The organism is Cytobacillus sp. FSL K6-0129 (assembly GCF_038007625.1).
Lineage (GTDB): Bacteria > Bacillota > Bacilli > Bacillales > Cytobacillaceae > Cytobacillus > Cytobacillus kochii.
The window spans coordinates 1,555,938-1,578,255 of the sequence record NZ_JBBOXM010000001.1 but is presented as its reverse complement, the minus strand read 5'-3'; the positions used below and the strand labels follow the sequence as shown (position 1 = coordinate 1,578,255).

General features: G+C 36.5%; 24 protein-coding genes. 20 read left to right on the top strand and 4 right to left on the bottom strand.

Annotated features, from left to right (window positions below; genetic code table 11):
- Positions 1-22 precede the first annotated feature (22 nt).
- A complete protein-coding gene (locus MHI57_RS07760) occupies positions 23-802 on the top strand; it encodes a phosphatidylserine decarboxylase (RefSeq protein WP_340978574.1) in 780 nt (259 codons plus the stop codon).
- Positions 803-844: 42 nt separating this feature from the next.
- Here MHI57_RS07760 and MHI57_RS07755 read toward each other — a convergent pair whose 3' ends face one another.
- Entirely contained in the window at positions 845-985 is a 141-nt protein-coding gene (locus MHI57_RS07755; RefSeq protein WP_095372487.1) for a sporulation histidine kinase inhibitor Sda, read from the bottom strand.
- Between the two features lie 388 nt (positions 986-1,373).
- Between MHI57_RS07755 and MHI57_RS07750 the strand changes: the two genes are divergently transcribed.
- Genes MHI57_RS07750 through MHI57_RS07715 form a run of 8 tightly spaced genes read left to right on the top strand, consistent with a single transcriptional unit; the run spans position 1,374 to position 6,415 of the window.
- A complete protein-coding gene (locus tag MHI57_RS07750) occupies positions 1,374-1,889 on the top strand; it encodes a YqeG family HAD IIIA-type phosphatase (protein ID WP_095372488.1) in 516 nt (171 codons plus the stop codon).
- Positions 1,890-1,891: 2 nt separating this feature from the next.
- Positions 1,892-2,995, top strand: a complete 1,104-nt coding sequence (gene yqeH, locus MHI57_RS07745; protein ID WP_095372489.1) for a ribosome biogenesis GTPase YqeH — start codon at positions 1,892-1,894, stop codon at positions 2,993-2,995.
- A 27-nt stretch (positions 2,996-3,022) separates the two neighbouring features.
- Positions 3,023-3,868 carry a shikimate dehydrogenase gene (gene aroE, locus MHI57_RS07740; RefSeq protein WP_307312833.1) on the top strand — a complete coding sequence of 282 codons (846 nt, stop codon included), beginning with the start codon at positions 3,023-3,025 and terminating at the stop codon, positions 3,866-3,868.
- Positions 3,855-4,145, top strand: a complete 291-nt coding sequence (gene yhbY, locus MHI57_RS07735) for a ribosome assembly RNA-binding protein YhbY (RefSeq protein ID WP_095372491.1) — start codon at positions 3,855-3,857, stop codon at positions 4,143-4,145. Before aroE ends, yhbY begins: the two co-directional genes overlap by 14 nt.
- Positions 4,146-4,167: 22 nt before the next feature.
- Positions 4,168-4,737 carry a nicotinate-nucleotide adenylyltransferase gene (locus MHI57_RS07730; RefSeq protein WP_328199717.1) on the top strand — a complete coding sequence of 190 codons (570 nt, stop codon included), beginning with the start codon at positions 4,168-4,170 and terminating at the stop codon, positions 4,735-4,737.
- Positions 4,727-5,293 (top strand): bis(5'-nucleosyl)-tetraphosphatase (symmetrical) YqeK, encoded by a 567-nt coding sequence (yqeK, locus tag MHI57_RS07725; RefSeq protein WP_328199716.1) that lies wholly within the window; start codon positions 4,727-4,729, stop codon positions 5,291-5,293. Before MHI57_RS07730 ends, yqeK begins: the two co-directional genes overlap by 11 nt.
- Positions 5,294-5,297: 4 nt before the next feature.
- Complete coding sequence (gene rsfS, locus MHI57_RS07720; protein WP_340975678.1) at positions 5,298-5,654, top strand: ribosome silencing factor; 357 nt, start codon at positions 5,298-5,300, stop codon at positions 5,652-5,654.
- Positions 5,654-6,415 (top strand): class I SAM-dependent DNA methyltransferase, encoded by a 762-nt coding sequence (locus MHI57_RS07715; protein ID WP_095372495.1) that lies wholly within the window; start codon positions 5,654-5,656, stop codon positions 6,413-6,415. The genes rsfS and MHI57_RS07715 overlap by 1 nt, the downstream gene beginning before the upstream one ends.
- A 74-nt stretch (positions 6,416-6,489) precedes the next feature.
- On the opposite strand, the gene comER is transcribed toward MHI57_RS07715, so the two are convergent.
- Entirely contained in the window at positions 6,490-7,314 is an 825-nt protein-coding gene (comER, locus tag MHI57_RS07710; protein WP_095372496.1) for a late competence protein ComER, read from the bottom strand.
- 85 nt (positions 7,315-7,399) lie between these two features.
- Between comER and MHI57_RS07705 the strand changes: the two genes are divergently transcribed.
- The 3 genes from MHI57_RS07705 to MHI57_RS07695 all read left to right on the top strand — a co-directional run bounded on the left by MHI57_RS07705 (position 7,400) and on the right by MHI57_RS07695 (position 11,079).
- Positions 7,400-8,029 carry a helix-hairpin-helix domain-containing protein gene (locus MHI57_RS07705; protein ID WP_340975674.1) on the top strand — a complete coding sequence of 210 codons (630 nt, stop codon included), beginning with the start codon at positions 7,400-7,402 and terminating at the stop codon, positions 8,027-8,029.
- An 85-nt stretch (positions 8,030-8,114) separates the two neighbouring features.
- Positions 8,115-8,675, top strand: coding sequence for a ComE operon protein 2 (locus tag MHI57_RS07700; protein WP_095372498.1), 561 nt, complete (start codon positions 8,115-8,117; stop codon positions 8,673-8,675).
- A gap of 85 nt (positions 8,676-8,760) precedes the next feature.
- Positions 8,761-11,079: a DNA internalization-related competence protein ComEC/Rec2 gene (locus MHI57_RS07695; protein WP_340975672.1), complete on the top strand. Its 2,319-nt coding sequence runs from the start codon at positions 8,761-8,763 to the stop codon at positions 11,077-11,079.
- Between the two features lie 145 nt (positions 11,080-11,224).
- Here the strand turns inward: MHI57_RS07695 and MHI57_RS07690 are convergent, their stop codons facing one another.
- On the bottom strand, positions 11,225-11,359 hold the full coding sequence (locus tag MHI57_RS07690) for a YqzM family protein (protein ID WP_095372500.1): 135 nt from the start codon (positions 11,357-11,359) through the stop codon (positions 11,225-11,227).
- A gap of 340 nt (positions 11,360-11,699) precedes the next feature.
- Between MHI57_RS07690 and holA the strand changes: the two genes are divergently transcribed.
- Positions 11,700-12,734, top strand: a complete 1,035-nt coding sequence (gene holA / locus MHI57_RS07685; protein ID WP_095372501.1) for a DNA polymerase III subunit delta — start codon at positions 11,700-11,702, stop codon at positions 12,732-12,734.
- Positions 12,735-12,801: 67 nt separating this feature from the next.
- On the opposite strand, the gene rpsT is transcribed toward holA, so the two are convergent.
- Positions 12,802-13,065, bottom strand: coding sequence for a 30S ribosomal protein S20 (gene rpsT, locus MHI57_RS07680; protein WP_095372502.1), 264 nt, complete (start codon positions 13,063-13,065; stop codon positions 12,802-12,804).
- A 246-nt stretch (positions 13,066-13,311) separates the two neighbouring features.
- Here rpsT and gpr point away from each other — a divergent pair, with 246 nt between their 5' ends.
- The 7 genes from gpr (at position 13,312) to dnaK (ending at position 22,204) form a co-directional block, all read left to right on the top strand.
- Positions 13,312-14,430 (top strand): GPR endopeptidase, encoded by a 1,119-nt coding sequence (gene gpr / locus MHI57_RS07675; RefSeq protein WP_095372503.1) that lies wholly within the window; start codon positions 13,312-13,314, stop codon positions 14,428-14,430.
- A 65-nt stretch (positions 14,431-14,495) separates the two neighbouring features.
- Positions 14,496-14,789 (top strand): DUF3679 domain-containing protein, encoded by a 294-nt coding sequence (locus MHI57_RS07670; protein ID WP_340975668.1) that lies wholly within the window; start codon positions 14,496-14,498, stop codon positions 14,787-14,789.
- 422 nt (positions 14,790-15,211) lie between these two features.
- Positions 15,212-17,047, top strand: a complete 1,836-nt coding sequence (lepA, locus tag MHI57_RS07665) for a translation elongation factor 4 (protein WP_095372505.1) — start codon at positions 15,212-15,214, stop codon at positions 17,045-17,047.
- A 188-nt stretch (positions 17,048-17,235) separates the two neighbouring features.
- A complete protein-coding gene (gene hemW, locus MHI57_RS07660; RefSeq protein ID WP_095372506.1) occupies positions 17,236-18,369 on the top strand; it encodes a radical SAM family heme chaperone HemW in 1,134 nt (377 codons plus the stop codon).
- 262 nt (positions 18,370-18,631) lie between these two features.
- Positions 18,632-19,663, top strand: a complete 1,032-nt coding sequence (hrcA, locus tag MHI57_RS07655) for a heat-inducible transcriptional repressor HrcA (RefSeq protein ID WP_095372507.1) — start codon at positions 18,632-18,634, stop codon at positions 19,661-19,663.
- Between the two features lie 82 nt (positions 19,664-19,745).
- Positions 19,746-20,339: a nucleotide exchange factor GrpE gene (grpE, locus tag MHI57_RS07650; RefSeq protein ID WP_095372508.1), complete on the top strand. Its 594-nt coding sequence runs from the start codon at positions 19,746-19,748 to the stop codon at positions 20,337-20,339.
- A 29-nt stretch (positions 20,340-20,368) separates the two neighbouring features.
- Positions 20,369-22,204 (top strand): molecular chaperone DnaK, encoded by a 1,836-nt coding sequence (dnaK, locus tag MHI57_RS07645; protein ID WP_095372509.1) that lies wholly within the window; start codon positions 20,369-20,371, stop codon positions 22,202-22,204.
- The last annotated feature ends 114 nt before the right edge of the window (positions 22,205-22,318 follow it).

Sequence of the window (22,318 nt, the reverse complement as noted above, 5' to 3'; positions counted from 1 at the left end):
AAAGTATAGAAAGGTGTTAAAGATGAAGCAAGCGATATATCGAACTTTGATTGAATTAACGAATGGTCGAATGACCTCATCGATATTATATAAATTTGCAAGATCTAAAATGAGTAGATTTTTAATTAAACCGTTTTCTAAGACGTATCGTATTAACGAAGATGAAATTAAAGGAGATTTGGATCAATTCCATACATTACATGAATTCTTTATACGTCTATTGAAGGAAGATGCCCGGCCTATTCATCAAGGGGAGGATACAATTATTAGCCCTGTTGATGCTATGATTGAGGATATAGGTATGGTGGATAGTAAACATGTGATTACTGTGAAGGAGAAAGATTACTCTATTGCAGAAATGCTTGGTGGGGTTGAAGAAGCGGAGAAATATAAAGGTGGGACGTATATGATTTTCTACTTAAGTCCTAGTCATTATCACCGCATTCATAGTCCCGTAGATGGTCAAGTAAAGAGGCAATGGACTTTAGGAAAGAAATCTTACCCAGTGAATAAATGGGGTTTAACTCTTGGTAAAGATACTTTATCTAAAAATTATCGCAAAATATCAGAAATTCAATATGACGGTGGCGAATTAGCAATGGTCAAAGTAGGGGCCATGTTTGTCAATTCAATTGAGCGGACGTATCAAAATGACTCATTGAAAAAAGGTGAAGAGGTTGCTTATTTTTCATTTGGCTCGACAGTGATTTTGTTATTTCAAAAAGATGCCTTTCAATTGGTACCGACAATACAGTTTCCAGCCCCAATAAAAGTTGGAGAAGTAATTGGTCATATTGTGTAGACAAAAAGAATAGCCCTACAATTGTGGAGGGCGATGATTCTGCTAGGAAGAAGCTTTTATTCTATTTGATAAGGATCTTCTGTGAATTTCAGTTTCGATAAGGCGGATGAAATCCAATGATAATTGAAGTTGAATAGCTTTGTGATAAGATTCTATTAATAGCTCATCAGATAACTTTCGCATGTAGGATCACACCTCCATTACGTCTCATTCGTTCTCGTTTATCTAAAGAACAGGGCTATTTTAAAAGAAGTTCTTGTTGTTACTTCTACCATAGCAGAATGAGTAAGATAGAACAATCGTTCGTTTATCCACAGTGGAAAGTGGATAAAGTGTGATTAAACTGTTCATATCTCTGTACGAGTAAATAATCTCACAGTGTATAATGTGTATAAAGTTATCCACAAAAAGGGTAATGTTGGAATTTGTCGAAAAGTTTTAGTTCTATTTATTCGATTATTCATTTTCGAATATAGAATAATGCTAATTGACCATTTGATTGTGATATGTCATATTAGGTCAGAATAAGATGATAGCTTGAAATAATGAAGAATGAGGTGTTTAAACGGTCGTGCTAAAGAATTTTCTACCGGATCAACATGTAAAGAATGTTTTTGAAATTACTCCAGATATCTTGAAAGAACAAGGAATTAAAGGGATTATTACTGATTTAGATAATACGTTAGTTGAATGGGATCGACCTAATGCTACTCCAAAATTAATTAATTGGTTCGAACAAATGCGCTTAAGTGATATTAAAGTAACGATTGTATCTAATAATAATGAGAGCAGAGTGAAAAATTTCTCTGATCCTTTAAAAACACCATTTATTTATCAAGCAAGAAAACCGATGGGAAGAGCTTTTAAACGCGCGTTACTAGAAATGCAACTGGAAAAGCATGAAGTTGTTGTCGTTGGTGATCAGTTATTAACAGATGTATTAGGTGGAAATAGAAGTGGATTTAACACGATTTTAGTAGTACCTGTTGCAAAAACAGATGGGTTTTTTACGAAAATCAATCGTACGATAGAAAGAAGAATACTCAACTGGTTTAAGAAAAAAGGTATGATTAATTGGGAGGATTAACTTTGAAAGAAGAATACGTTTGTATAGGATGCGGTGTGCATATTCAAACTGAGCATCCGAATGAAATAGGTTATGCGCCAAATTCAGCATTAAAAAAAGAAGAAATTATTTGTCAGCGTTGCTTTCGCCTAAAACACTATAACGAAGTACAGGATGTCAGTTTAACAGATGACGACTTTTTGAAAATTCTAAATGGCTTAGGAAATAAAGATGCTTTAATTGTAAAGATTGTTGATATCTTTGATTTCAATGGCAGTTGGTTGCCTGGATTGCACAGGTTTGTAGGTAATAATAAAGTATTATTAGTTGGTAATAAAGTAGATTTACTACCAAAATCAGTGAATCATAATAAATTAATTCACTGGATGAAACAGCAGGCGAAGGAACTTGGTTTGAAACCTGAAGATGTCTTTTTAGTTAGTGCTGCGAAAGGTCAACAAATGAAAGAAATAGCAGCAGAAATTGATCGGTATAGAAGAGGTAAGGACGTATATATTGTCGGTTGCACGAATGTTGGAAAGTCAACGTTTGTTAACAGGATAATAAAAGAGGTAACTGGAGAAGGAGATATCATTACTACTTCTCATTTTCCAGGAACAACATTAGATATGATTGAAATTCCTTTAGAGGATGGAAAAGCCCTCATCGATACACCAGGTATTATTAATCATCACCAAATGGCACATTATATTGACAAACGTGACTTGAAAATCATTACACCGAAAAAAGAAATAAAACCGAAAGTATACCAATTAAATGATGGTCAAACCCTTTATTTTGGTGGATTAAGTCGATTTGATTTTATTCATGGTGACCGGACATCATTTATTTGTCATTTTTCTAATGAAATCCAAATTCATCGGACAAAATTAGAAAAAGCAGATGAATTATACGAAAAGCATGCTGGAGAAATGTTGACACCACCTCGTAAGGATGAATTAGACGAGTTTCCTGAACTCATTCGTCATGAATTTACAATAAAAGAAGATAAGACAGATGTCGTTTATTCAGGTTTAGGTTGGATAACAGTACCTACAGCAGGGTGCAAAATCGCAGCATATGTACCTAAGGGTGTTAATGTTTCACTAAGAAAATCACTGATATAATCCTTATTGTCAAAGGGGAGAAGAAGAGTGGAGAAGTTTTATGCAGTAATTGGGGATCCTATTGCACATTCGATGTCACCTGTGATGCATAATGATTTATTTCAGTACTACGAAATGGATGCGCATTATTTACCGTTGCATATTCAATCGGAAAATCTATCGGATGCCATAAAGGGCTTAAGGGCATGTGGTATTGCAGGATTTAATGTGACTGTGCCACATAAAGAGACTATTATGGCGTATTTAGATGAACTAGATCCTTTAGCAGAAGCAATAGGGGCAGTAAATACTGTCATTCACAGGGATGGAAAGTTAATTGGCTATAATACGGATGGAACGGGTTTCCTCCGGGGGCTGAAAAACCATCAACCACAGTTTAGTGAAAATAAAATATTGGTAGTAGGTGCAGGAGGGGCTGCTAAAGCTATTGTCTATGCTTTAGCACAAGCGAGTGTTTCACATATCACAATTGCCAATCGCACCGTTAATCGTGCAGCGCAATTGATTGCTGATTGTCCGTATGATGTAGATATGCGAGCATTGACATTGGATGATGCAGCACATAAACTGGACGAATATGATTGTATCATTCAAACGACTTCGATTGGAATGTCACCGAGAATGGATGAAAAACCACTTAATCTTAATCTTATGCGTGAAGACGTTTTTGTTAGCGATATTATATATAATCCATTTGAAACAGCCTTTTTAGCAGAAGCAAAAGCAAAGGGAGCCCGTGTACAAAATGGACTAGAGATGTTTGTTTATCAAGGAGCGTTAGCGTTTGAGTTATGGACTTCTCAAATGCCAGACACGGAACGAATGAGAAGAAATGTGGAGCAACAATTAGGAGGAAATTATGTTAACAGGTAAGCAAAAGAGATATTTAAGATCAGAAGCACATCATTTAAACCCGATTTTCCAAGTGGGAAAAGGCGGCGTAAATGATAATATGGTGAAGCAAATTGCGGAAGCATTAGAAGCAAGAGAACTATTAAAAGTAAGCATCTTACAAAACTGTGATGAAGATAAGGATACTGTAGCCGAATTGTTAGTTAAAGGAACTAAAGCGGAACTTGTACAAGTGATTGGCAATATGATTGTGCTTTATAAACAATCAAAAGAGAATAAACAAATTAAATTACCTTAAACGATCCTGTGGGGGGAAAAGGATGAAAAGAATAGGAATCCTAGGAGGTACATTTGATCCTCCTCACTTAGGTCACTTAATTATCGCTAATGAAGTATTGCATGCAAAAGACTTAGACGAGATTTGGTTTATGCCTAACCAAGAGCCACCTCATAAAAAGAAGAGTTACTTTTTAAGTAATGAAGATAGAGTAGCATTATTAAGAAGAGCGGTTAGTGATCATCCACAATTTCAAATAGAATTAGTAGAATTAGAAAGAAAAGGTCCTTCTTACACTGTTGATACGATCAAGATCTTACATGAAAGAGAGAAAGATACAAAATTTTTCTTTATTATTGGCGCGGACATGGTTGAGTATCTGCATAAATGGCGTGATATAGATTATTTACTTGATCTTGTTACTTTTGTAGGTGTAAAGAGACCAGATTATCAATTAACGACCAAATATCCCGTTGATTATGTTGAGATTCCTGAGATTGGCATTTCATCTACTTTGATTAGAGAACGCATGCAAAATGGAAAGACAATTAAGTATTTAGTGCCAGAAAATGTCCGCACATACATGGAGGAGAATCACCTATATGAACCGTGAACAGGCATTAGAGATTGTCAAAGAACAATTAACAGACCATCGATATCAACATACTATTGGTGTGATGAACAGTGCCATTGAATTGGCAGAAAGATTCGGAGCAGATGTGAAGAAAGCTGAGATAGCCGCCATTTTTCATGATTATGCTAAATTTCATCCTAAGGAAGAAATGAAAGCGTGTATCATAGCAAAAGACATGCCTTCAGACTTACTAGAATATAATAGTGAGTTATGGCATGCACCAGTGGGCGCATATTTAGTCGAAACGAAAGTTGGTATTACTGATCGTGAAATATTAGAGGCAATACGCTATCATACTTCAGGGCGAGCTAATATGTCATTATTAGAGAAAGTTGTGTATTTAGCGGACTATATTGAGCCGGGTAGGCATTTTCCTGGTGTTGAAGAAGTGAGAGAACTTGCACAGCGTGATTTGGATGAAGCATTAATTCAAGCTGTGAAAAACTCTATTCTTTTTCTAATGAAAAAAAATCAATCAGTCTATCCGCTCACATTAACGATGTACAATGATTTAGTGATGAATAGAAAGGGTTGATGATATGTCAGAAAAACAATTACTTACAACAGTTGTTAAAGCAGTAGACAGTAAGAGAGCAGAAGATATTGTGGCACTAAATATGAAAGGAATCTCGTTAATAGCGGATTATTTCGTTATTTGTCACGGGAATTCAGATAAGCAAGTGCAAGCTATTGCTAAAGAGGTAAAAGACAAAGCTGAAGAAAGCGGCTATGAAGTCAAAAGAATGGAAGGGTTTGATGAAGCACGCTGGGTTTTAGTTGACTTAGGGGATATCGTTGCACATGTGTTCCATCGTGATGAAAGAAGTTATTATAACTTAGAACGTCTTTGGGGCGATGCAAAAACGGAAGATATTAAAAGAGAGCTGCAACCGTAATGAGTTATCAGCAATTTGCTTATCTCTATGATGGATTAATGGTAGATGCACCTTATGAAAAGTGGGTATCCATTGTTGCATCACAGTGTAATCTTCATCAATTAAAAGGTAAGCGCCTCCTAGATCTTGCTTGTGGAACAGGTGAGCTGTCTTTGCGATTGGCTAAAAAAGGATATGAAGTAACTGGGGCTGATTTATCAGACAATATGCTTGCGGTTGCACAAAGAAAAGCAGCGAGCGAAGCCCTGTCAATTCAATTTTTAGAGCAGGATATGTCCCAATTAGATGAAATTGGTTGCTATGATATCATTACTATTTTTTGTGATTCATTGAACTATCTCCAATCAGAAGATGAAGTAAAATCTACCTTCTCAGGTGTATATGAACATTTAGCTGATGACGGTTTGTTTATGTTTGACGTGCATACCGTTCATAAAATTGATGATTTGTTTGTTAATCAAACGTTTGCCCTGAATGAAGAAGACGTAAGTTATATTTGGCAAAGTTTTGAAGGGGAATTTCCTCATAGTGTGGAACATGATTTGTCATTCTTCGTCCTTGATGAAAAAATAGGCACATACAAACGATATGATGAATGCCATTTTCAGAGAACGTATGAATTTGACGTATACAGACAGTGGTTGAAAGAGGCAGGTTTTGAAATAACTACTTTTTTCGTTGATTTTAATGAGAAAAATAGAGAAATGAACGATGCTGAAAGATTGTTTTTTATTTGTAAAAAGCTGAAAAACAGAATATAAACAAAGAAAAGTCCCGGAAAAAATTCCGAGACTCTTTTTTTGTTAGAAGGGTTATGGCATTTTTTATAGAACTATTAAATAGTTGTATATTGCGTTTTAACCAGGTTTATATCCTCAGTAAACTTTGAGTGAGTCGCTTGGAACAAGTGTTCAAACATATCTCCTAACTCTTTTTCAAGTATCTTTATGCCTTCGCCAGTAACTCCGCCCTTTACACACACCTTTTCTTGTAAAGTAGGTAATGTATAATGTCCTTGGCGCAACAATTCCCCTAAACCTATCAGCATTTCACTAGCTAATTTTGTGGCTGTATCATTATCTATCTTTGTTTCCTTAACGGCGGCATCGATAAATCGTTGGGTTAAGTAACTAAAAAATGCAGGACCACAGCTAACGATATCTGAAGCCACTCTTGTAATATTCTCCTCAATAATGGTAGGGACAGAAATTTGTTCAAACAGCCATTGAATACTTTCTCGCCATTCTTTTGAGCAATGATCTCCATATGTGACTAGAGAGACACCAGCTAATGCTCGGTTCGTAATACTCGGAATGACTCTTGCACTTGAACAGTACAAGACAGACTCTAATTGATTTACTGCAATAGGACTTGTAATAGAGATGACGCATTTGTCTCTATTTAGACTCGGTTGAATGGTTTGAATGACTTCGTAAACATCATGCGGTTTGACACACACGAAAATAAGCGAAGACATCTTTGCAGTTGTCAGTGCATCTCGTGCCACATTGATATCTGGATATGCTTTTTTTATCTCCAATGATTTTGCAATGGTACGGTTTGTAATGGTAATGGAAGAAGGGGAAACAGCTTTGCTATCAAGCAAGGCTTCTGTCAAAATTCTCCCCATATTGCCTGTGCCAATTATACCGATATTCAAAATACATCCCTCCTTCGCCAACAAAAAATGACTCCTATTAAAAATATGAAGCACCAGTTGAAATTATGTCTATTGAAAGGAATTGATGAAAATGGAATGGGTGAAGCAATACGCCCTGTATATTGTAATAGCTGCTGGATTCATTGTTGGTGCTTTATGTATGTGGTTGCTCTCCCCACTTCTAAATCAAAACAATACGGTTGAAGTGGAAAATGAATGGTTGCTTGATGATAAAGGTTTTGAAGAAGGGGGGGGAATATCTCAAGAAGAAGAAGAGAATTATTCAGATGATGATGTTATGGTTGACATTAAAGGAGAAGTCAAAGACCCTGGCGTCTATGAATTAAAAAGCACTCAGCGTATTGTAGATGCTATTCAAGTTGCAGGAGGGTTTCTAAGTGAAGCGGATCAAAAACAAGTCAATCTTGCTCAGAAACTGACAGACGAAATGGTTATCTATATTCCAAAAGTGGGGGAAGAGGGCGTGTCGTCATTACCGCCGTTAAACGAGGGTAATGATGGGAAAATCAATTTGAATCAAGCAACGATTGAACAGCTTGAAACACTGCCAGGGATTGGCCCTTCAAAAGCAGAAGATATTCTTTCGTATAGAGAGGAAGTCGGCTCTTTTAAAGCTATTGAAGATTTAAAAGAAGTATCAGGAATTGGAGAAAAAACGTTTGAAAAACTAAAAGATCTAATAAGTGTTAATTGATTAGATGAAAATGGATTTGACCATACATGTATGGTGTGATTAAACTAAAATATGAGGATGTTTTTAAAAAAGGGAGAGACGTACAATGGACAGAATTTCTTGGGATCAATATTTTATGGCACAAAGCCATTTACTAGCATTAAGAAGTACATGTACACGATTAACTGTAGGGGCAACAATTGTTCGCGATAAACGAATGATCGCAGGTGGATATAATGGGTCAATCACAGGTGGCGATCATTGTATTGATGAAGGGTGCTACGTCATTGACAATCATTGTGTTAGAACAATACATGCGGAGATGAATGCGATTTTACAGTGCGCGAAATTTGGTGTACCAACAGAGAATGCAGAAATTTATGTAACTCATTTTCCATGCTTACAATGCTGTAAAGCGATTATTCAAGCAGGCATTAAAAAGGTATACTATGCAGAGGACTATAAAAATCATCCATATGGGATCGAGCTATTTCAACAAGCTGGAGTCTCGTTAAAGAAAGTACCTTTCGATCAACAACAGTTAGATGCAAAAGCAACAGAAAAGAACGACTTAATTAAGAAGTTATTGGTTGAAATTAGAGACTTAAAAGGTGAGAACGCTCTAGATGCTCAATTAAAAGAAGAAGTAGAAACAATTTTAAAATAATTGATGGATGAAACGGTTTATTAGGTAGCGAGCCGTTTCATCCTCTTGGTGTACAATACTATTCTAAATGGGTGGTGAGATTTCTTTGCCAGGGAAATGGTTTTTTTGCTCCCTTGTCGCGATTTTTTCACTCTTATCTTCTTTCTCCTCTTATTTTTATTTCATTCCCCTTTTCCTATTTTTTCTCTTTAGTATTTTTACAAGGTATCTTTCTCGAAGACTGACATTATTATTTATTTTATGTAGTGTGTTATTTTTCATTAGAGGTTATGTTGCTTCTTATGATAATGGGACTGATATAAGAAGTGAAAGGACTGATTTCACGCTGACCTTTACTCATGGATGGGTCATTGATGGAGATCATCTCTCTGCTCAAGCGATCGATCAACCTTCAAATGAAAAGCTCGTATTTACATACTATATTCCATCTAAGGAAGAGAAAGACTCACTGGAGAAGGTAACGAGTACAGGTCTGATATGTAATGTGATGGGCAAACTAGAAACTCCGCAAAAAGCAACAAATTTTCATAGCTTTGATTACCAACAATATTTAGAGCGCAAAGGTATTCACTGGCAAATTCAAACTGACCAATTTGATTTACGAAGCTGCCAAATGGGCAATACGAATATCGTTACACAAATTTGGCAATTGCGGGAAAAAGGGATCCAATACGTGAGTAAGTATTTTCCAAATGAGACCGCACCACTAGTGAATGCTCTAGTTTATGGAGACCGATCGCAATTAGATGAAACCGTTGAAACAGCTTATCAAAGATTAGGCATTATTCATTTATTAGCTATTTCAGGTATGCATGTAAGTTTATTAGCTGGAATGCTCTTATTTGTGGGCTTAAGGCTAGGTGTGACAAGACAGCATATGTTGATGATTTTAGTGGGTTTGTTACCGATCTATGGCATCCTTGCCGGAGGAACACCTTCAGTGATTCGAGCTGTAGCAATGCTTATGTTCGCAGCGCTTTTTAAGATTTTTTTGTCAGCTATGAGAACGCAAGATGTGTTATGTATTGTATTTGTTTGTTATTTATTAATTAACCCATTTATTCTTTATGACGTTGGTTTTCAGCTTTCTTTCACAGTTACTTATGTTTTACTTTTGTCTTCTTATTCTCTCCTCCAAAGACGTACCTCTCCTATAAGATCTCTTTTTATAATATCCTTTATTTGTCAATTAGCAGCAACGCCAATATTACTTTATTCCTTCTATGAAATCTCAATCTTCTCCCTCGTCGCTAATATACTCTTTGTACCCATTTTTTCTTTTGTTATTCTCCCGCTATTTCTGTTCTTATTGGCTTATCATATGATTGTTGGAACTTGGGCTTGGTTTCCGATTCAATGGATAAATACATTACTAGAGCGAATGAATGATTTGAGTTTAACAATAGCGGATTTTCCCCAGGCTGTATTAACATTAGGAAGACCCTCTTTGTGGCTTATTCTGCTCTATTTAATTGCAATCAATCTTTTCTTCTTACAATGGGAGAAAGGGGAGGGGAGAAAGAATTTTCTATTAGCAAGCATTGCACCTTTTTTCGTCTTTTTCATTCACTATCTCACTCCTTATTTTTATTTTACAGGTGAAGTATCCTTTATTGATGTAGGGCAAGGGGACAGTATTTTCATTCGTTTACCTCATAACAGGGGGAATTATTTAATTGATACTGGGGGAGTACTTTCGTTTGATAAAGAGGAATGGCAGGAAAGAACCGGCGCATTTGATCCTGGGGAAGATATCGTTGTGCCTTTTTTGAAAAGTAAAGGCATTAGGAAAATTGATAAACTGATTCTTACACATGGTGATAGTGATCATATGGGTGGTGCACCAGCTGTTTTGTCTATGATTGAAGTAAGTGAGATATTACTCCCGATTACGAAGGAAAGAAGTGCGTTAGAAACAGAGATAATAAAGATAGCTCACACAAAACAGGTTAATGTACGGCAGGTAAGTGCTGGAGTACGTTGGCGTATGAAGACTGAGGAATTTCAAATTCTTATGCCGTTTGATAAAACAACAAATAATAAAAATGATGGGTCTATCGTGCTTTATGCTGTCATAGGAGGATTAACATGGTTATTTACTGGTGATTTAGAAGAAGCTGGGGAAGCGAAGCTAGTCAATAAATATGAAAGGTTATCTGTTGATGTATTAAAAGTGGGACATCACGGAAGTAAAACTTCGACGACTGAGAAGTTTCTTGATGGAGTAAAACCTAAACTGGCAGTTATTTCAGTTGGTAGAAACAATCGTTTCGGTCATCCAACAGAGGAAGTGTTGCAGAGGTTAAGAAATCATCAAATTCCAATAGTAAGAACTGATCGTCATGGCGGAATTACTTATGTTTTTTTCAAAGGTAACGGAACCTTTTCAACTGTCCTACCATAGGATATGTTATGCCCAGACAATAGAAAACAACTTAACTTTCTTTTCAAAAAATAAAAAAGACTGCAAGCGTAATGCAGTCTCTTCCGAAAGCTCGATGTCAATGCAAAATTGCAGAAGTATGTATCTGCTAATGAGCCTTCAAGGGTTATGCGCCGATTGCTTTAATTGCGACCGCAATGACAAATAGAATGGTAAAGAATCCGAAAGAAGCAACGAATCCCATTGCGGAGTCACCAATATCGTGACGTTTCGATTGGACATTTTTTTCAAATTCGTTCACAGTCAACCCTCCTATTTCCTTAATTAGTATAAGTGATTTCCATGAAAAAATCTACACTTCTAGAAATGCTTTTCCTTTACTTACATGAGTTGACAGCGATAATTCAGCGACTGTCATGACATATTATAAGTATAAGGGTGCACCGCTTCAGCAAGAGTATCCTAGGCCTCTTGCTTGCAAGCGTTTCTATATAGATTGTTTGAGAAGCGCCTTAAAAAGCGCTTTTCTTTATATTTATTGGTATTATAAGCAGCGTACATTCTTTTCATTCCACTTGTCAAAATCGATTTGCTTCTATAGGATAGATAGTACTTATAAAAAATGATCGGAGCGAGAAAAAGTGGTTTTTGATATATGGAAGCAAATTAAAGCAAAAAGCTTCTCATCTGTATATTTATTATACGGTACCGAGCCTTACCTTATAAATGAAACGAAACAATTATTAATAAATCATGCGTTACTGCCAGAAGAACTTGACTTCAATTTGTCTACCTATGATTTAGAAGAAACGCCTATTGAAGTTGCGCTTGAAGACGCTGAAACGTTTCCTTTTATGGGGGAGCGCCGTCTTATTATTTTACATAATCCCTATTTTCTAACAGCGGATAAAGGGAAAGCGAAGGTAGAGCATCAATTAAATGCACTTGAGAATTATTTGAAAGATCCTGCTCCTTACACGATTCTCGTATTTTCAGGCGCATATGAAAAGCTAGACGAACGTAAAAAGTTAACGAAACAAATCAAAAAAAGCGCTGCAGTGTTAGAAGCGAAACAATTGAATGAGAAAGAGCTACATGTTTGGATGCGTGATCGTGCATCCAAAAATGGCGTACAGATTGATGAAGAAGCAATCAATCTTCTACTTACACTATCAGGTATGAATTTATTTATGTTAACGAGCGAAATGGATAAGCTTGCTTTATATGGAAGTGATGAAAGACGTATTACGGTTGAAATGGTGGATCAATTAGTGTCGCGGTCTTTAGAACAAAATATCTTTACACTTGTAGAAAAAGTCGTCCATAGAGATATAGAAGCAGCATTAAGAATTTTTTATGATTTATTGAAGTTAAATGAGGAACCTATCAAAATTTTGGCAGTCATTACAAATCAGTTTCGTCTCATTTACCAAGTGAAAGAATTGTCTAGAAGAGGTTACGGACAAAATCAGATAGCTGGATATATTAAAACGCACCCTTTTAGAGTGAAACTTGCCGCCGGTCAAGCGAGACTTTTTAGTGAAGAAGAGTTATCGCAAATCATGGATATTCTCGCAGATGCGGATTATCAAATGAAAACCGGAGGAATGAACAAGCAATTATTAATTGAGTTATTCTTATTTAAATTAAATAAACGGGATATGGAAGTTCTATAAATAATCTTTTATATGTAATGAAAAAAAGCTATCCATCATGCGGATAGCTTTTTATGATTTCTACAAATTAAGCATTTGCAGTATTCATTCTTTTCATTAAACGAGATTTCTTACGAGCAGCAGCATTTTTATGGATAAGTCCTTTTGCAGCAGCTTTATCTAGTTTGCTTGCAGCTAGTGCAAAGCTTTCAGCAGCATTTGCATCGTTATTAGCAATCGCAGCTTCAGATTTTTTCACTGCAGAACGCATGTTAGACTTAGCTTGAATGTTACGTGCATAGCGTGCTTCGTTTGTTTTAACACGTTTGATAGCAGATTTAATATTTGGCATTCCATTCACCTCCTACAAAAAAGGCATCGAATTTTTATGAACTCGATATTTGTATTCATCATTAATATAAATTCAGAACAAGTGATATTCTATCAAAACTGAGACAATAAATCAATACAAAACGAGGAAATCCATCTTCTCCTTCACTGTAGAAACATATTGTTCACATATAAAACATGCATGATTTGAACAAGTGGTGGTCATCCTAAAACTACAATAATACGCAAAAAAGGTGGTCGTTTGGCTTTGAATGAGAAGTTGGATCTAAGCAAATATGGGATAAGAACGGACTTAGCAATAGAAGCTCGTGAGGTCGTATTAGAAAACCAAGGAATACAAGGTGAAGATAATCAGTCCCAAATCGAAGGCGTTATTATTAAAGAAAAAGAAAAAGAGGGCATGAAAATCTCTTATGTTGAAGTGACTGAACAAGGAAGTGAAATGCTAGGGAAAAAACCAGGTAAATATTTAACAATAGAGGTACAGGGGATTAGACAACAAGATACGGAAACGCAACTGCAAGTGGAAAAGCTATTTGCTAAAGAAATGGCCTACTTTATTAAAGACCTAGGTATTGGCCCTAATGATTCATGTTTAATTGTTGGTTTAGGGAACTGGAATGTTACCCCAGATGCGATTGGACCCGAAGTATGTGAAAACCTACTAATTACTCGGCACTTATTTGAGTTACAGCCAGAGAGTGTAGAAGATGGCTATCGTCCTGTCAGTGCGCTTTCGCCTGGTGTAATGGGTTTAACGGGTATTGAAACGAGTGACATTTTGTTTGGCATTGTTGAGAAAACGAAGCCGGATTTTGTCATTGCCTTGGACGCTCTAGCAGCAAGGTCAATTGAAAGGGTCAATTCTACTATCCAAATTTCTGATACAGGGATTCATCCCGGATCAGGTGTAGGCAATAAACGAAAGGAAATTAGTAAAGAAACTTTAGGTGTACCTGTTATTGCAATTGGAGTACCAACTGTTGTTGATGCCGTTTCAATTACAAGTGACACAATTGATTTTATCCTCAAGCATTTCGGAAAGGAACTGAAAGAAGGGGACAAGCCTTCTCGCTCACTAATACCGGCCGGAATGACATTTGGAGAAAAGCGAAAGCTATCTGAAGAAGATTTACCCGAGGAGAAAGAGCGACAAACATTTATGGGTATTGTGGGTACTTTACCTGAGGAAGAAAAACGTAAATTAATCGGAGAAGTATTATCTCCATTGGGACATAACTTGATGGTGACCCCAAAAGAAGTAGATGTATTTATAGAAGATATGGCTAATTTACTAGCTAATGGATTAAATGCAGCTCTCCATTCTAAAGTAAATCAAGAGAATACAGGCTTTTATACGCGATAAAAAGGTTCTATCTTTTCTATTCTTTTCATACAATCTATTACTAGAATGAGGGAAAGGTGATTCGAATGAAAAGATTCATGGTCGCAACTATATTAATTATATCTCTTATGTTCATTTCTGTTTTGTTTGGTATGAAGCAAGCGAATCATGCAATGGTAGAGATGAGTGCGCTTACAGTCGGGGACGATACGGGCGCATCCACACACGACTTACAAGGTAAGCAAAAACAATTAGAGGAGATGAAGTCCTTTAATCTCTTTTCATCTATAGGTAAGTCCATATCAGAAGGAACTCAAGCCATTACAAGAACAGGTATTGATATGGTAGTTGATAAGGTACAAGAAAAAGATGAGGAGTAATAGAGCATTCCCTAGGTGGATTCGAGGATCCGCCTAGGCCTAATAAAAAAGTTCAATAATCTCAGATGAAACAATTCCCCAACTAGCTTTTCAATTCTTACACAAGAAATGAAACTCCGATTGAATCTGTACACCCATTCATGAATTTCGTTGAATCTTCCATTTTGTACTGCTATAATCAACAATATGTATGTCTTTTCGATTAGAAAGAGAAGCGAGTAAATAAATGAAGTACATATCATCCACTTTTTAAGTGCTAAGAAACTTGGCTAACAATAATGATTGGTAATCGTTGAGAGAAGGATCGTATCGTATAGAGACTTTGTGGAGCCCAGACAATTAGTGTACTTACTAGTGAAAACTGTTGTGAACCATACACATATGTGTGATTTGCGCTTTTATATAGGAGTGAAGAAAGTTACATGAACAGAGAAGAGAGACTGAATAGGCAATCTAGGATCCGTAATTTTTCCATTATTGCTCATATTGACCATGGGAAATCTACGTTGGCTGACCGTATTTTGGAAAAAACAAATGCACTTACTGCGCGGGAAATGAAAGACCAGCTCCTAGATTCTATGGATTTAGAGAGAGAACGTGGCATTACGATTAAATTAAATTCTGTACAACTCAAATATAAAGCTAAGGATGGAGAAATTTATACCTTCCATCTAATTGATACGCCAGGGCACGTCGATTTTACATATGAAGTGTCCAGAAGTTTAGCTGCATGTGAGGGTGCAGTATTAGTCGTTGATGCTGCTCAAGGAATAGAGGCGCAAACGTTAGCTAATGTATACTTGGCATTAGATAATGATTTAGAAATATTACCTGTTATTAATAAAATAGATTTACCTAGTGCCGATCCAGAACGTGTGAGAAATGAAGTGGAAGAAGTCATTGGACTCGATGCTTCTGAAGCTGTTTTAGCATCTGCCAAAGCGGGAATTGGGATTGAAGATATTCTAGAGCAAGTGGTAGAAAAGGTTCCGGCACCTACTGGAGATCCCGATGCACCCCTTAAAGCGTTAATATTCGATTCGTTATATGATGCTTATCGTGGGGTTGTTGCTTATATCCGCGTCGTTGATGGAACGGTTAAAGTAGGCGACAAAGTTAAAATGATGGCTACTGGTAAAGAGTTCGAAGTGACCGAGGTTGGTGTGTTTACACCTAAATCGACACCAATGGATGAGCTTTCCGTTGGAGATGTTGGTTTCTTAACGGCAGCAATTAAAAATGTAGGCGATACACGTGTTGGTGATACGATTACAAGTGCAAAGAATGGTGCAACAGACCCGTTGCCTGGTTATCGTAAACTGAACCCGATGGTCTATTGTGGACTTTATCCGATTGATAGTGCGAAGTTCAATGATTTACGTGAAGCACTTGAAAAACTAGAACTGAATGATTCTGCTCTTCAGTACGAGCCTGAGACTTCCCAGGCACTTGGATTTGGGTTCCGTTGTGGATTTTTAGGTTTATTGCATATGGAGATTATTCAAGAAAGAATTGAGCGCGAATTTAAGATTGATTTGATTACAACTGCACCAAGTGTAATCTATGACGTCATGCTAACAGATGGGACAGAGTTGAAAGTTGATAACCCATCAGATATGCCGGATGCACAAAAAATTGACAGAGTAGAAGAACCTTATGTAAAAGCAACGATGATGGCACCAAATGAATATGTTGGGGCGATTATGGAACTGTGTCAATTAAAACGAGGCAATTTCATTGATATGCAATATATGGATGAATCACGCGTGAATATTGTATATGAAATTCCTTTATCAGAAATTGTTTATGACTTTTTTGATCAATTAAAATCAAATACAAAAGGGTATGCGTCTTTTGATTATGAATTAATCGGTTATCGCCCATCCAAGCTAGTGAAAATGGATATTTTATTAAATGCAGAGAAAGTTGATGCCTTGAGCTTTATTGTTCATAGTGACTTTGCTTACGAACGAGGAAAAGTGATAGTTGAAAAATTAAAAGAACTTATTCCGCGTCAACAGTTTGAAGTCCCTATTCAAGCAGCTGTTGGACAAAAGATAATTGCTCGTTCAACAATAAAAGCGATGCGCAAAAATGTCCTTGCAAAATGTTATGGTGGGGATATTTCCCGTAAAAGAAAATTGCTTGAAAAGCAAAAAGAAGGGAAAAAACGCATGAAACAAGTGGGGTCGGTTGAAGTACCGCAAGAAGCATTTATGGCTGTATTAAAAATGGATGATAATAATACAAAGAAATAAAATAAATTGCTTTATTAGGATAGGTTAGGTATGCTTTCCCATAGGCGTATCCTAGCCTATTTTTTTCCGTTTTTAATTTTAAAATAGAAGCAGAAACAAAGAGACTAAAATTGGAGAGTATAAAGATTGTTTTTGCTAGACTCATCACTAGATGATGAGAAACCTAAAAAAGTAAGGTTGTGAAAGTAATGATTCAAGCGGCATACCTTCATATACCGTTTTGTGAGCATATCTGTCACTATTGTGATTTTAATAAAGTGTTCTTAAAGGGACAACCAGTAGATGAGTATCTACAATATTTAGATAAAGAAATGGAAATTACGATGAACAGCAGCGACTACGCTCCTTTTAAGACTATATTTGTCGGAGGAGGTACACCGACTGCTTTGAATGAAAAGCAACTTGCAACTTTTCTAGAGTCAATTCGCAAAAGATTACCTCTTGCTGGTGAGTATGAGTTTACGTTTGAAGCTAATCCAGGGGACTTGTCATACGAAAAACTTAAGCTTTTGTATGATTATGGGGTCAATCGATTAAGCTTAGGTGTACAAACATTTAATGATCAATTGTTAGAGAAAATTGGTAGAGTACATCGGGCGAAAGATGTATATCAGTCAGTGGAATCAGCAAAAAAAGCTGGCTTTAAAAATATGAGTATAGACCTTATTTATAGTTTGCCTACTCAAACGATGGCAGACTTCCAAGAAACTTTAACCACTTCCTTTCAATTAGATGTTCAGCATTATTCTGCTTATTCTCTCATCATAGAGCCAAAAACAGTATTTTATAACCTTATGCGTAAAGGTAAACTTCATACCCCTGGGGAGGATGTTGAGGCAGCCATGTATGAGTTATTAATGGAAAAAATGAAAGAGAATGGCTTTGAGCAGTATGAAATTAGTAATTTTTCTAAACCTGGCTTTGAAAGTAAACATAATTTGACCTATTGGAATAATGAAGCTTATTTTGGGTTTGGTGCTGGTGCCCATAGCTATGTGGAAGGTTATCGTCGCTCGAATTACGGTCCTTTAAAAAAATATATGGAACCATTAGATCAAAATGAGTTGCCTATTATGGATAAACATGAAGTAACGAAGAAGGAGAAAATGGAGGAAGAAATGTTTCTTGGACTTCGGAAAACACAAGGTGTTTCTATGAAAGAGTTTAAGGATAAATACGATATAGATATTATGGAGGTATTTCGCGAAGAATTACTAGGACATGAACAGAAGTCTTTACTAGAAATAAAAGGTGATTCTATTCAATTAACAAAGCAAGGCCGACTGTTAGGCAATGAAGTTTTTCAATCATTTATTAAATGATTAGAACGGTAAAAGCTACCGCTCTATTTCGTTGATCAGGTGGTACGTAGAAAGAAGCAAAATATGTTGAAATCATTGTATTCTAAACAATGATCAAACGAGTGGTACATTCAACATTCTTCCTTGAATGATGGTTTGTTGTCTTTCTTTTAATAATTATGATGGAGATAAGGCGCAAATGATTGACACTCGCTCCTAGATTTGATAATTTATTATTAGATTTAGCACTCATTAAATGAGAGTGCTAACAGAGGTGATTACTGTGTTAACAGATCGTCAATTGTTGATATTCCAAGTGATTGTTGATGATTTTATTCAGACGGCACAGCCGGTTGGCTCAAGAACATTATCTAAGAAAGATGAAATTTCTTTTAGCTCGGCGACAATTAGGAATGAAATGGCTGATTTAGAGGAGCTTGGTTTTTTAGAAAAAACACATACCTCATCAGGACGAATACCTTCTGAGAAGGGGTATAGATACTATGTCGACCATCTTTTATCCCCGCAGCGACTAAATAAACGTGAAGTAGTACAAATGAAAAGTATTTTCAGTGATAAGATGTACGAATTAGAAAAAATTGTACAAAAATCAGCTAAAATCCTTTCAGAAATGACGAATTACACTTCAATCGTTTTAGGTCCGGCAGTGAAGGAGAATAGGTTAAAAAGAATTCAAATCGTTCCATTGAATGATCACACAGCCATTGCAATAATTGTGACAGATACTGGGCATGTGGAAAATAGAATGTTTCATTTTCCTGAATCCATGAACCCAGCAGATATTGAAATGATGGTAAATATTTTAAATGATCGTTTAGTGGGTGTACCAATTGAACATCTAAATCAAACGATTTATAAAGAAGTTGCCATAGTTTTACGCCAGCATATCCAACATTATGACTTTCTTTACCACTCAATTATCGATACGATTCAAATGCCTGCAAATGAGAAATTGTTCTTTGGTGGGAAAACGAATATATTAAGTCAACCCGAGTTTCATGATATAGACAAGGTAAAGGACTTACTTTATATGATTGAGCAGGAAGAAGGAATATATGATTTAATACGTAATCATTCCTCAGGTATTCGAGTGAAAATTGGTACCGAAAATAAAAATTCTGCGATGGATAATTGTAGTTTAATTACCGCAAGCTATTCTATTGGTGCAGAACAATTGGGAACGATTGCTATATTAGGACCAACCAGAATGGAATATTCCAGAGTCATCAGTTTGCTACAATTTTTAAGTAAAGGCTTATCTTATGAGTTGACAAGGCTGTATCAAAACGAATAACCCTGGAAATATTGAATAAGGGTGGAATTCGCTTCCACCCCTTTAACTATGAACCCAATAGCATTTAAGGGAGGTGAAAAAGTTGGCAGAAGAAAAAGAGACTCTACAAGAAGAGGTAAACAAATCCGAGCAAGAAAACATTCAACCAGAAGAAGTTTTTGGTGAAGCTGCTGACACTCAATCTGAAGGTGATTCATCTGAAGTAAATAGTGAGGTTTCTGCGCTGGAAGCTAAGGTGGCAGAGCTTGAGAAAAAGGTGGAAGAGGCCGATAATCGTTATTTAAGATTACAAGCGGATTTTGATAATAGCAGACGTCGTGCGAAGTTAGATCGTGAAGCGTCTGAAAAATATAGAGCGCAAAGCTTAGTATCAGATTTATTACCAGCCCTTGATAACTTTGAAAGAGCACTGCAATCTAATTCAGACGATAGTAGCGTGCAATCATTGCTACAAGGTATGGAAATGGTTTATCGCAGTTTAATCGAGGCGTTGAAAAAAGAAGGCGTTGAACAGATTGAAGCTGTAGGCCAAGTATTTGACCCTCAATTCCATCAAGCTGTTATGCAGGTGGAAGAAGAAGGCTACGATTCTAATGTAGTCGTTGAAGAATTTCAAAAAGGTTATTTACTGAAAGACCGTGTCATTCGACCGGCAATGGTTAAAGTAAATCAATAACTACATATTATGTAATGGAGGTATAGATCATGGGCAAAATTATTGGTATTGACTTAGGAACAACAAATTCATGTGTTGCTGTGCTTGAGGGCGGCGAAGCAAAGGTAGTTCCAAATCCTGAAGGAAATAGAACAACGCCATCAGTTGTTTCTTTCAAAAATGGTGAACGTCAAGTAGGGGAAGTAGCTAAACGACAAGCAATTACGAACCCGAATACAATTATTTCAATTAAACGCCATATGGGAACAGATTATAAAGTAGAAGCAGAAGGTAAAGAGCTTTCTCCACAAGAAGTATCTGCAGCTATCCTTCAATACTTAAAAGGCTATGCTGAAGATTATCTTGGAGAAACAGTTGATAAAGCTGTTATCACTGTTCCTGCTTATTTTAATGATGCTGAGCGTCAAGCGACAAAAGATGCGGGTAAAATTGCGGGGTTAGAAGTTGAACGTATCATTAACGAACCAACTGCTGCCGCACTTGCTTACGGTATGGATAAAACGGACGAAGATCAAACGATTTTAGTATATGACCTTGGTGGTGGTACTTTTGACGTCTCTATCCTTGAATTAGGAGATGGCGTATTTGAAGTAAAAGCAACTGCAGGTGATAATCGACTAGGTGGAGATGACTTTGACCAAGTGATCATTGACTACTTAGTGGAACAATTTAAAAAAGAAAATGGTATTGATTTAGCTAAAGATAAAATGGCTCTTCAACGTTTGAAAGATGCAGCTGAAAAAGCGAAAAAAGATCTTTCAGGTGTTACTTCTACGCAAGTTTCTTTACCATTTATCACAGCAGGTGAAGCTGGACCACTTCACTTAGAAGTTACTTTATCAAGAGCAAAATTTGATGAGCTTTCTGCAGATTTAGTTGAACGCACAATGGGACCAACTCGCCAAGCGTTAAAAGATGCTGACCTTTCTCCATCAGAAATTGATAAAGTCATTCTTGTTGGTGGTTCTACACGTATTCCAGCTGTACAAGAAGCGATTAAAAAAGAAACAGGTAAAGACCCACATAGAGGGGTAAACCCTGATGAAGTCGTAGCGATGGGAGCTGCCATTCAAGGTGGTGTCATCACTGGTGATGTGAAAGACGTTGTTTTACTTGACGTAACTCCACTTTCACTAGGTATTGAAACAATGGGTGCGGTATTCACGAAGCTAATTGAACGTAATACAACAATCCCAACATCTAAATCACAAGTATTCTCTACAGCTGCTGATAACCAATCTGCTGTTGATATCCATGTACTTCAAGGTGAACGTCCAATGGCACAAGATAATAAAACACTAGGTCGTTTCCAATTAGGAGATATTCCACCGGCACCACGTGGTGTACCACAAATTGAAGTATCATTTGATATCGATAAAAACGGTATTGTTAATGTTCGTGCGAAGGATCTTGGCACAAATAAAGAACAAGCTATTACAATCAAATCTTCAACAGGTCTTTCAGATGAAGAAATCGATCGTATGGTGAAAGAAGCTGAAGATAATGCAGAAGCGGATAAACAACGTAAAGAAGAAGTTGAACTTCGCAATGAAGCAGATCAATTAGTTTTCACTACTGAAAAAACATTAAAAGATCTTGAAGGTAAAGTAGAAGAAGCAGAAGTGACAAAAGCAAATGAAGCGAAGGATGAATTGAAAGCTGCCATTGAAAAAGGTGACTTAGAAGACATTCGCACGAAAAAAGATGCACTTCAAGAAATCGTTCAAGCTTTGACTATGAAGTTATATGAAGAAGCACAACAACAAGCACAAGCAGCTCAAGGTGCAGAAGGCGATGCATCTAAAAAAGCAGACGATAATGTGGTAGATGCAGAGTACGAAGAAGTAGAAGACGATAAAAAATAATTTTAAAGTCCTAACAAAAGTCAAAGTCAGGTATTACTTGGCTTTGGCTTTATTTTTGCATTAAAAAGTTCATTATTTAAGTGGCATTTGTTTTAGAAATAAGAAGTAAGGAAG

Coding starts and splice junctions, on each gene's coding strand:
- MHI57_RS07755 (WP_095372487.1), bottom strand. CDS start 985: ATGCGAAAGTTATCTGATGAGCTATTAATAGAATCTTATCACAAAGCT.
- MHI57_RS07670 (WP_340975668.1), top strand. CDS start 14,496: ATGAAAAGATTCATGGTCGCAACTATATTAATTATATCTCTTATGTTC.
- yqeK (WP_328199716.1), top strand. CDS start 4,727: ATGAACCGTGAACAGGCATTAGAGATTGTCAAAGAACAATTAACAGAC.
- MHI57_RS07700 (WP_095372498.1), top strand. CDS start 8,115: ATGGACAGAATTTCTTGGGATCAATATTTTATGGCACAAAGCCATTTA.
- MHI57_RS07760 (WP_340978574.1), top strand. CDS start 23: ATGAAGCAAGCGATATATCGAACTTTGATTGAATTAACGAATGGTCGA.
- rsfS (WP_340975678.1), top strand. CDS start 5,298: ATGTCAGAAAAACAATTACTTACAACAGTTGTTAAAGCAGTAGACAGT.
- MHI57_RS07730 (WP_328199717.1), top strand. CDS start 4,168: ATGAAAAGAATAGGAATCCTAGGAGGTACATTTGATCCTCCTCACTTA.
- MHI57_RS07715 (WP_095372495.1), top strand. CDS start 5,654: ATGAGTTATCAGCAATTTGCTTATCTCTATGATGGATTAATGGTAGAT.
- MHI57_RS07705 (WP_340975674.1), top strand. CDS start 7,400: ATGAAAATGGAATGGGTGAAGCAATACGCCCTGTATATTGTAATAGCT.
- yhbY (WP_095372491.1), top strand. CDS start 3,855: ATGTTAACAGGTAAGCAAAAGAGATATTTAAGATCAGAAGCACATCAT.
- hemW (WP_095372506.1), top strand. CDS start 17,236: ATGATTCAAGCGGCATACCTTCATATACCGTTTTGTGAGCATATCTGT.
- lepA (WP_095372505.1), top strand. CDS start 15,212: ATGAACAGAGAAGAGAGACTGAATAGGCAATCTAGGATCCGTAATTTT.
- rpsT (WP_095372502.1), bottom strand. CDS start 13,065: ATGCCAAATATTAAATCTGCTATCAAACGTGTTAAAACAAACGAAGCA.
- dnaK (WP_095372509.1), top strand. CDS start 20,369: ATGGGCAAAATTATTGGTATTGACTTAGGAACAACAAATTCATGTGTT.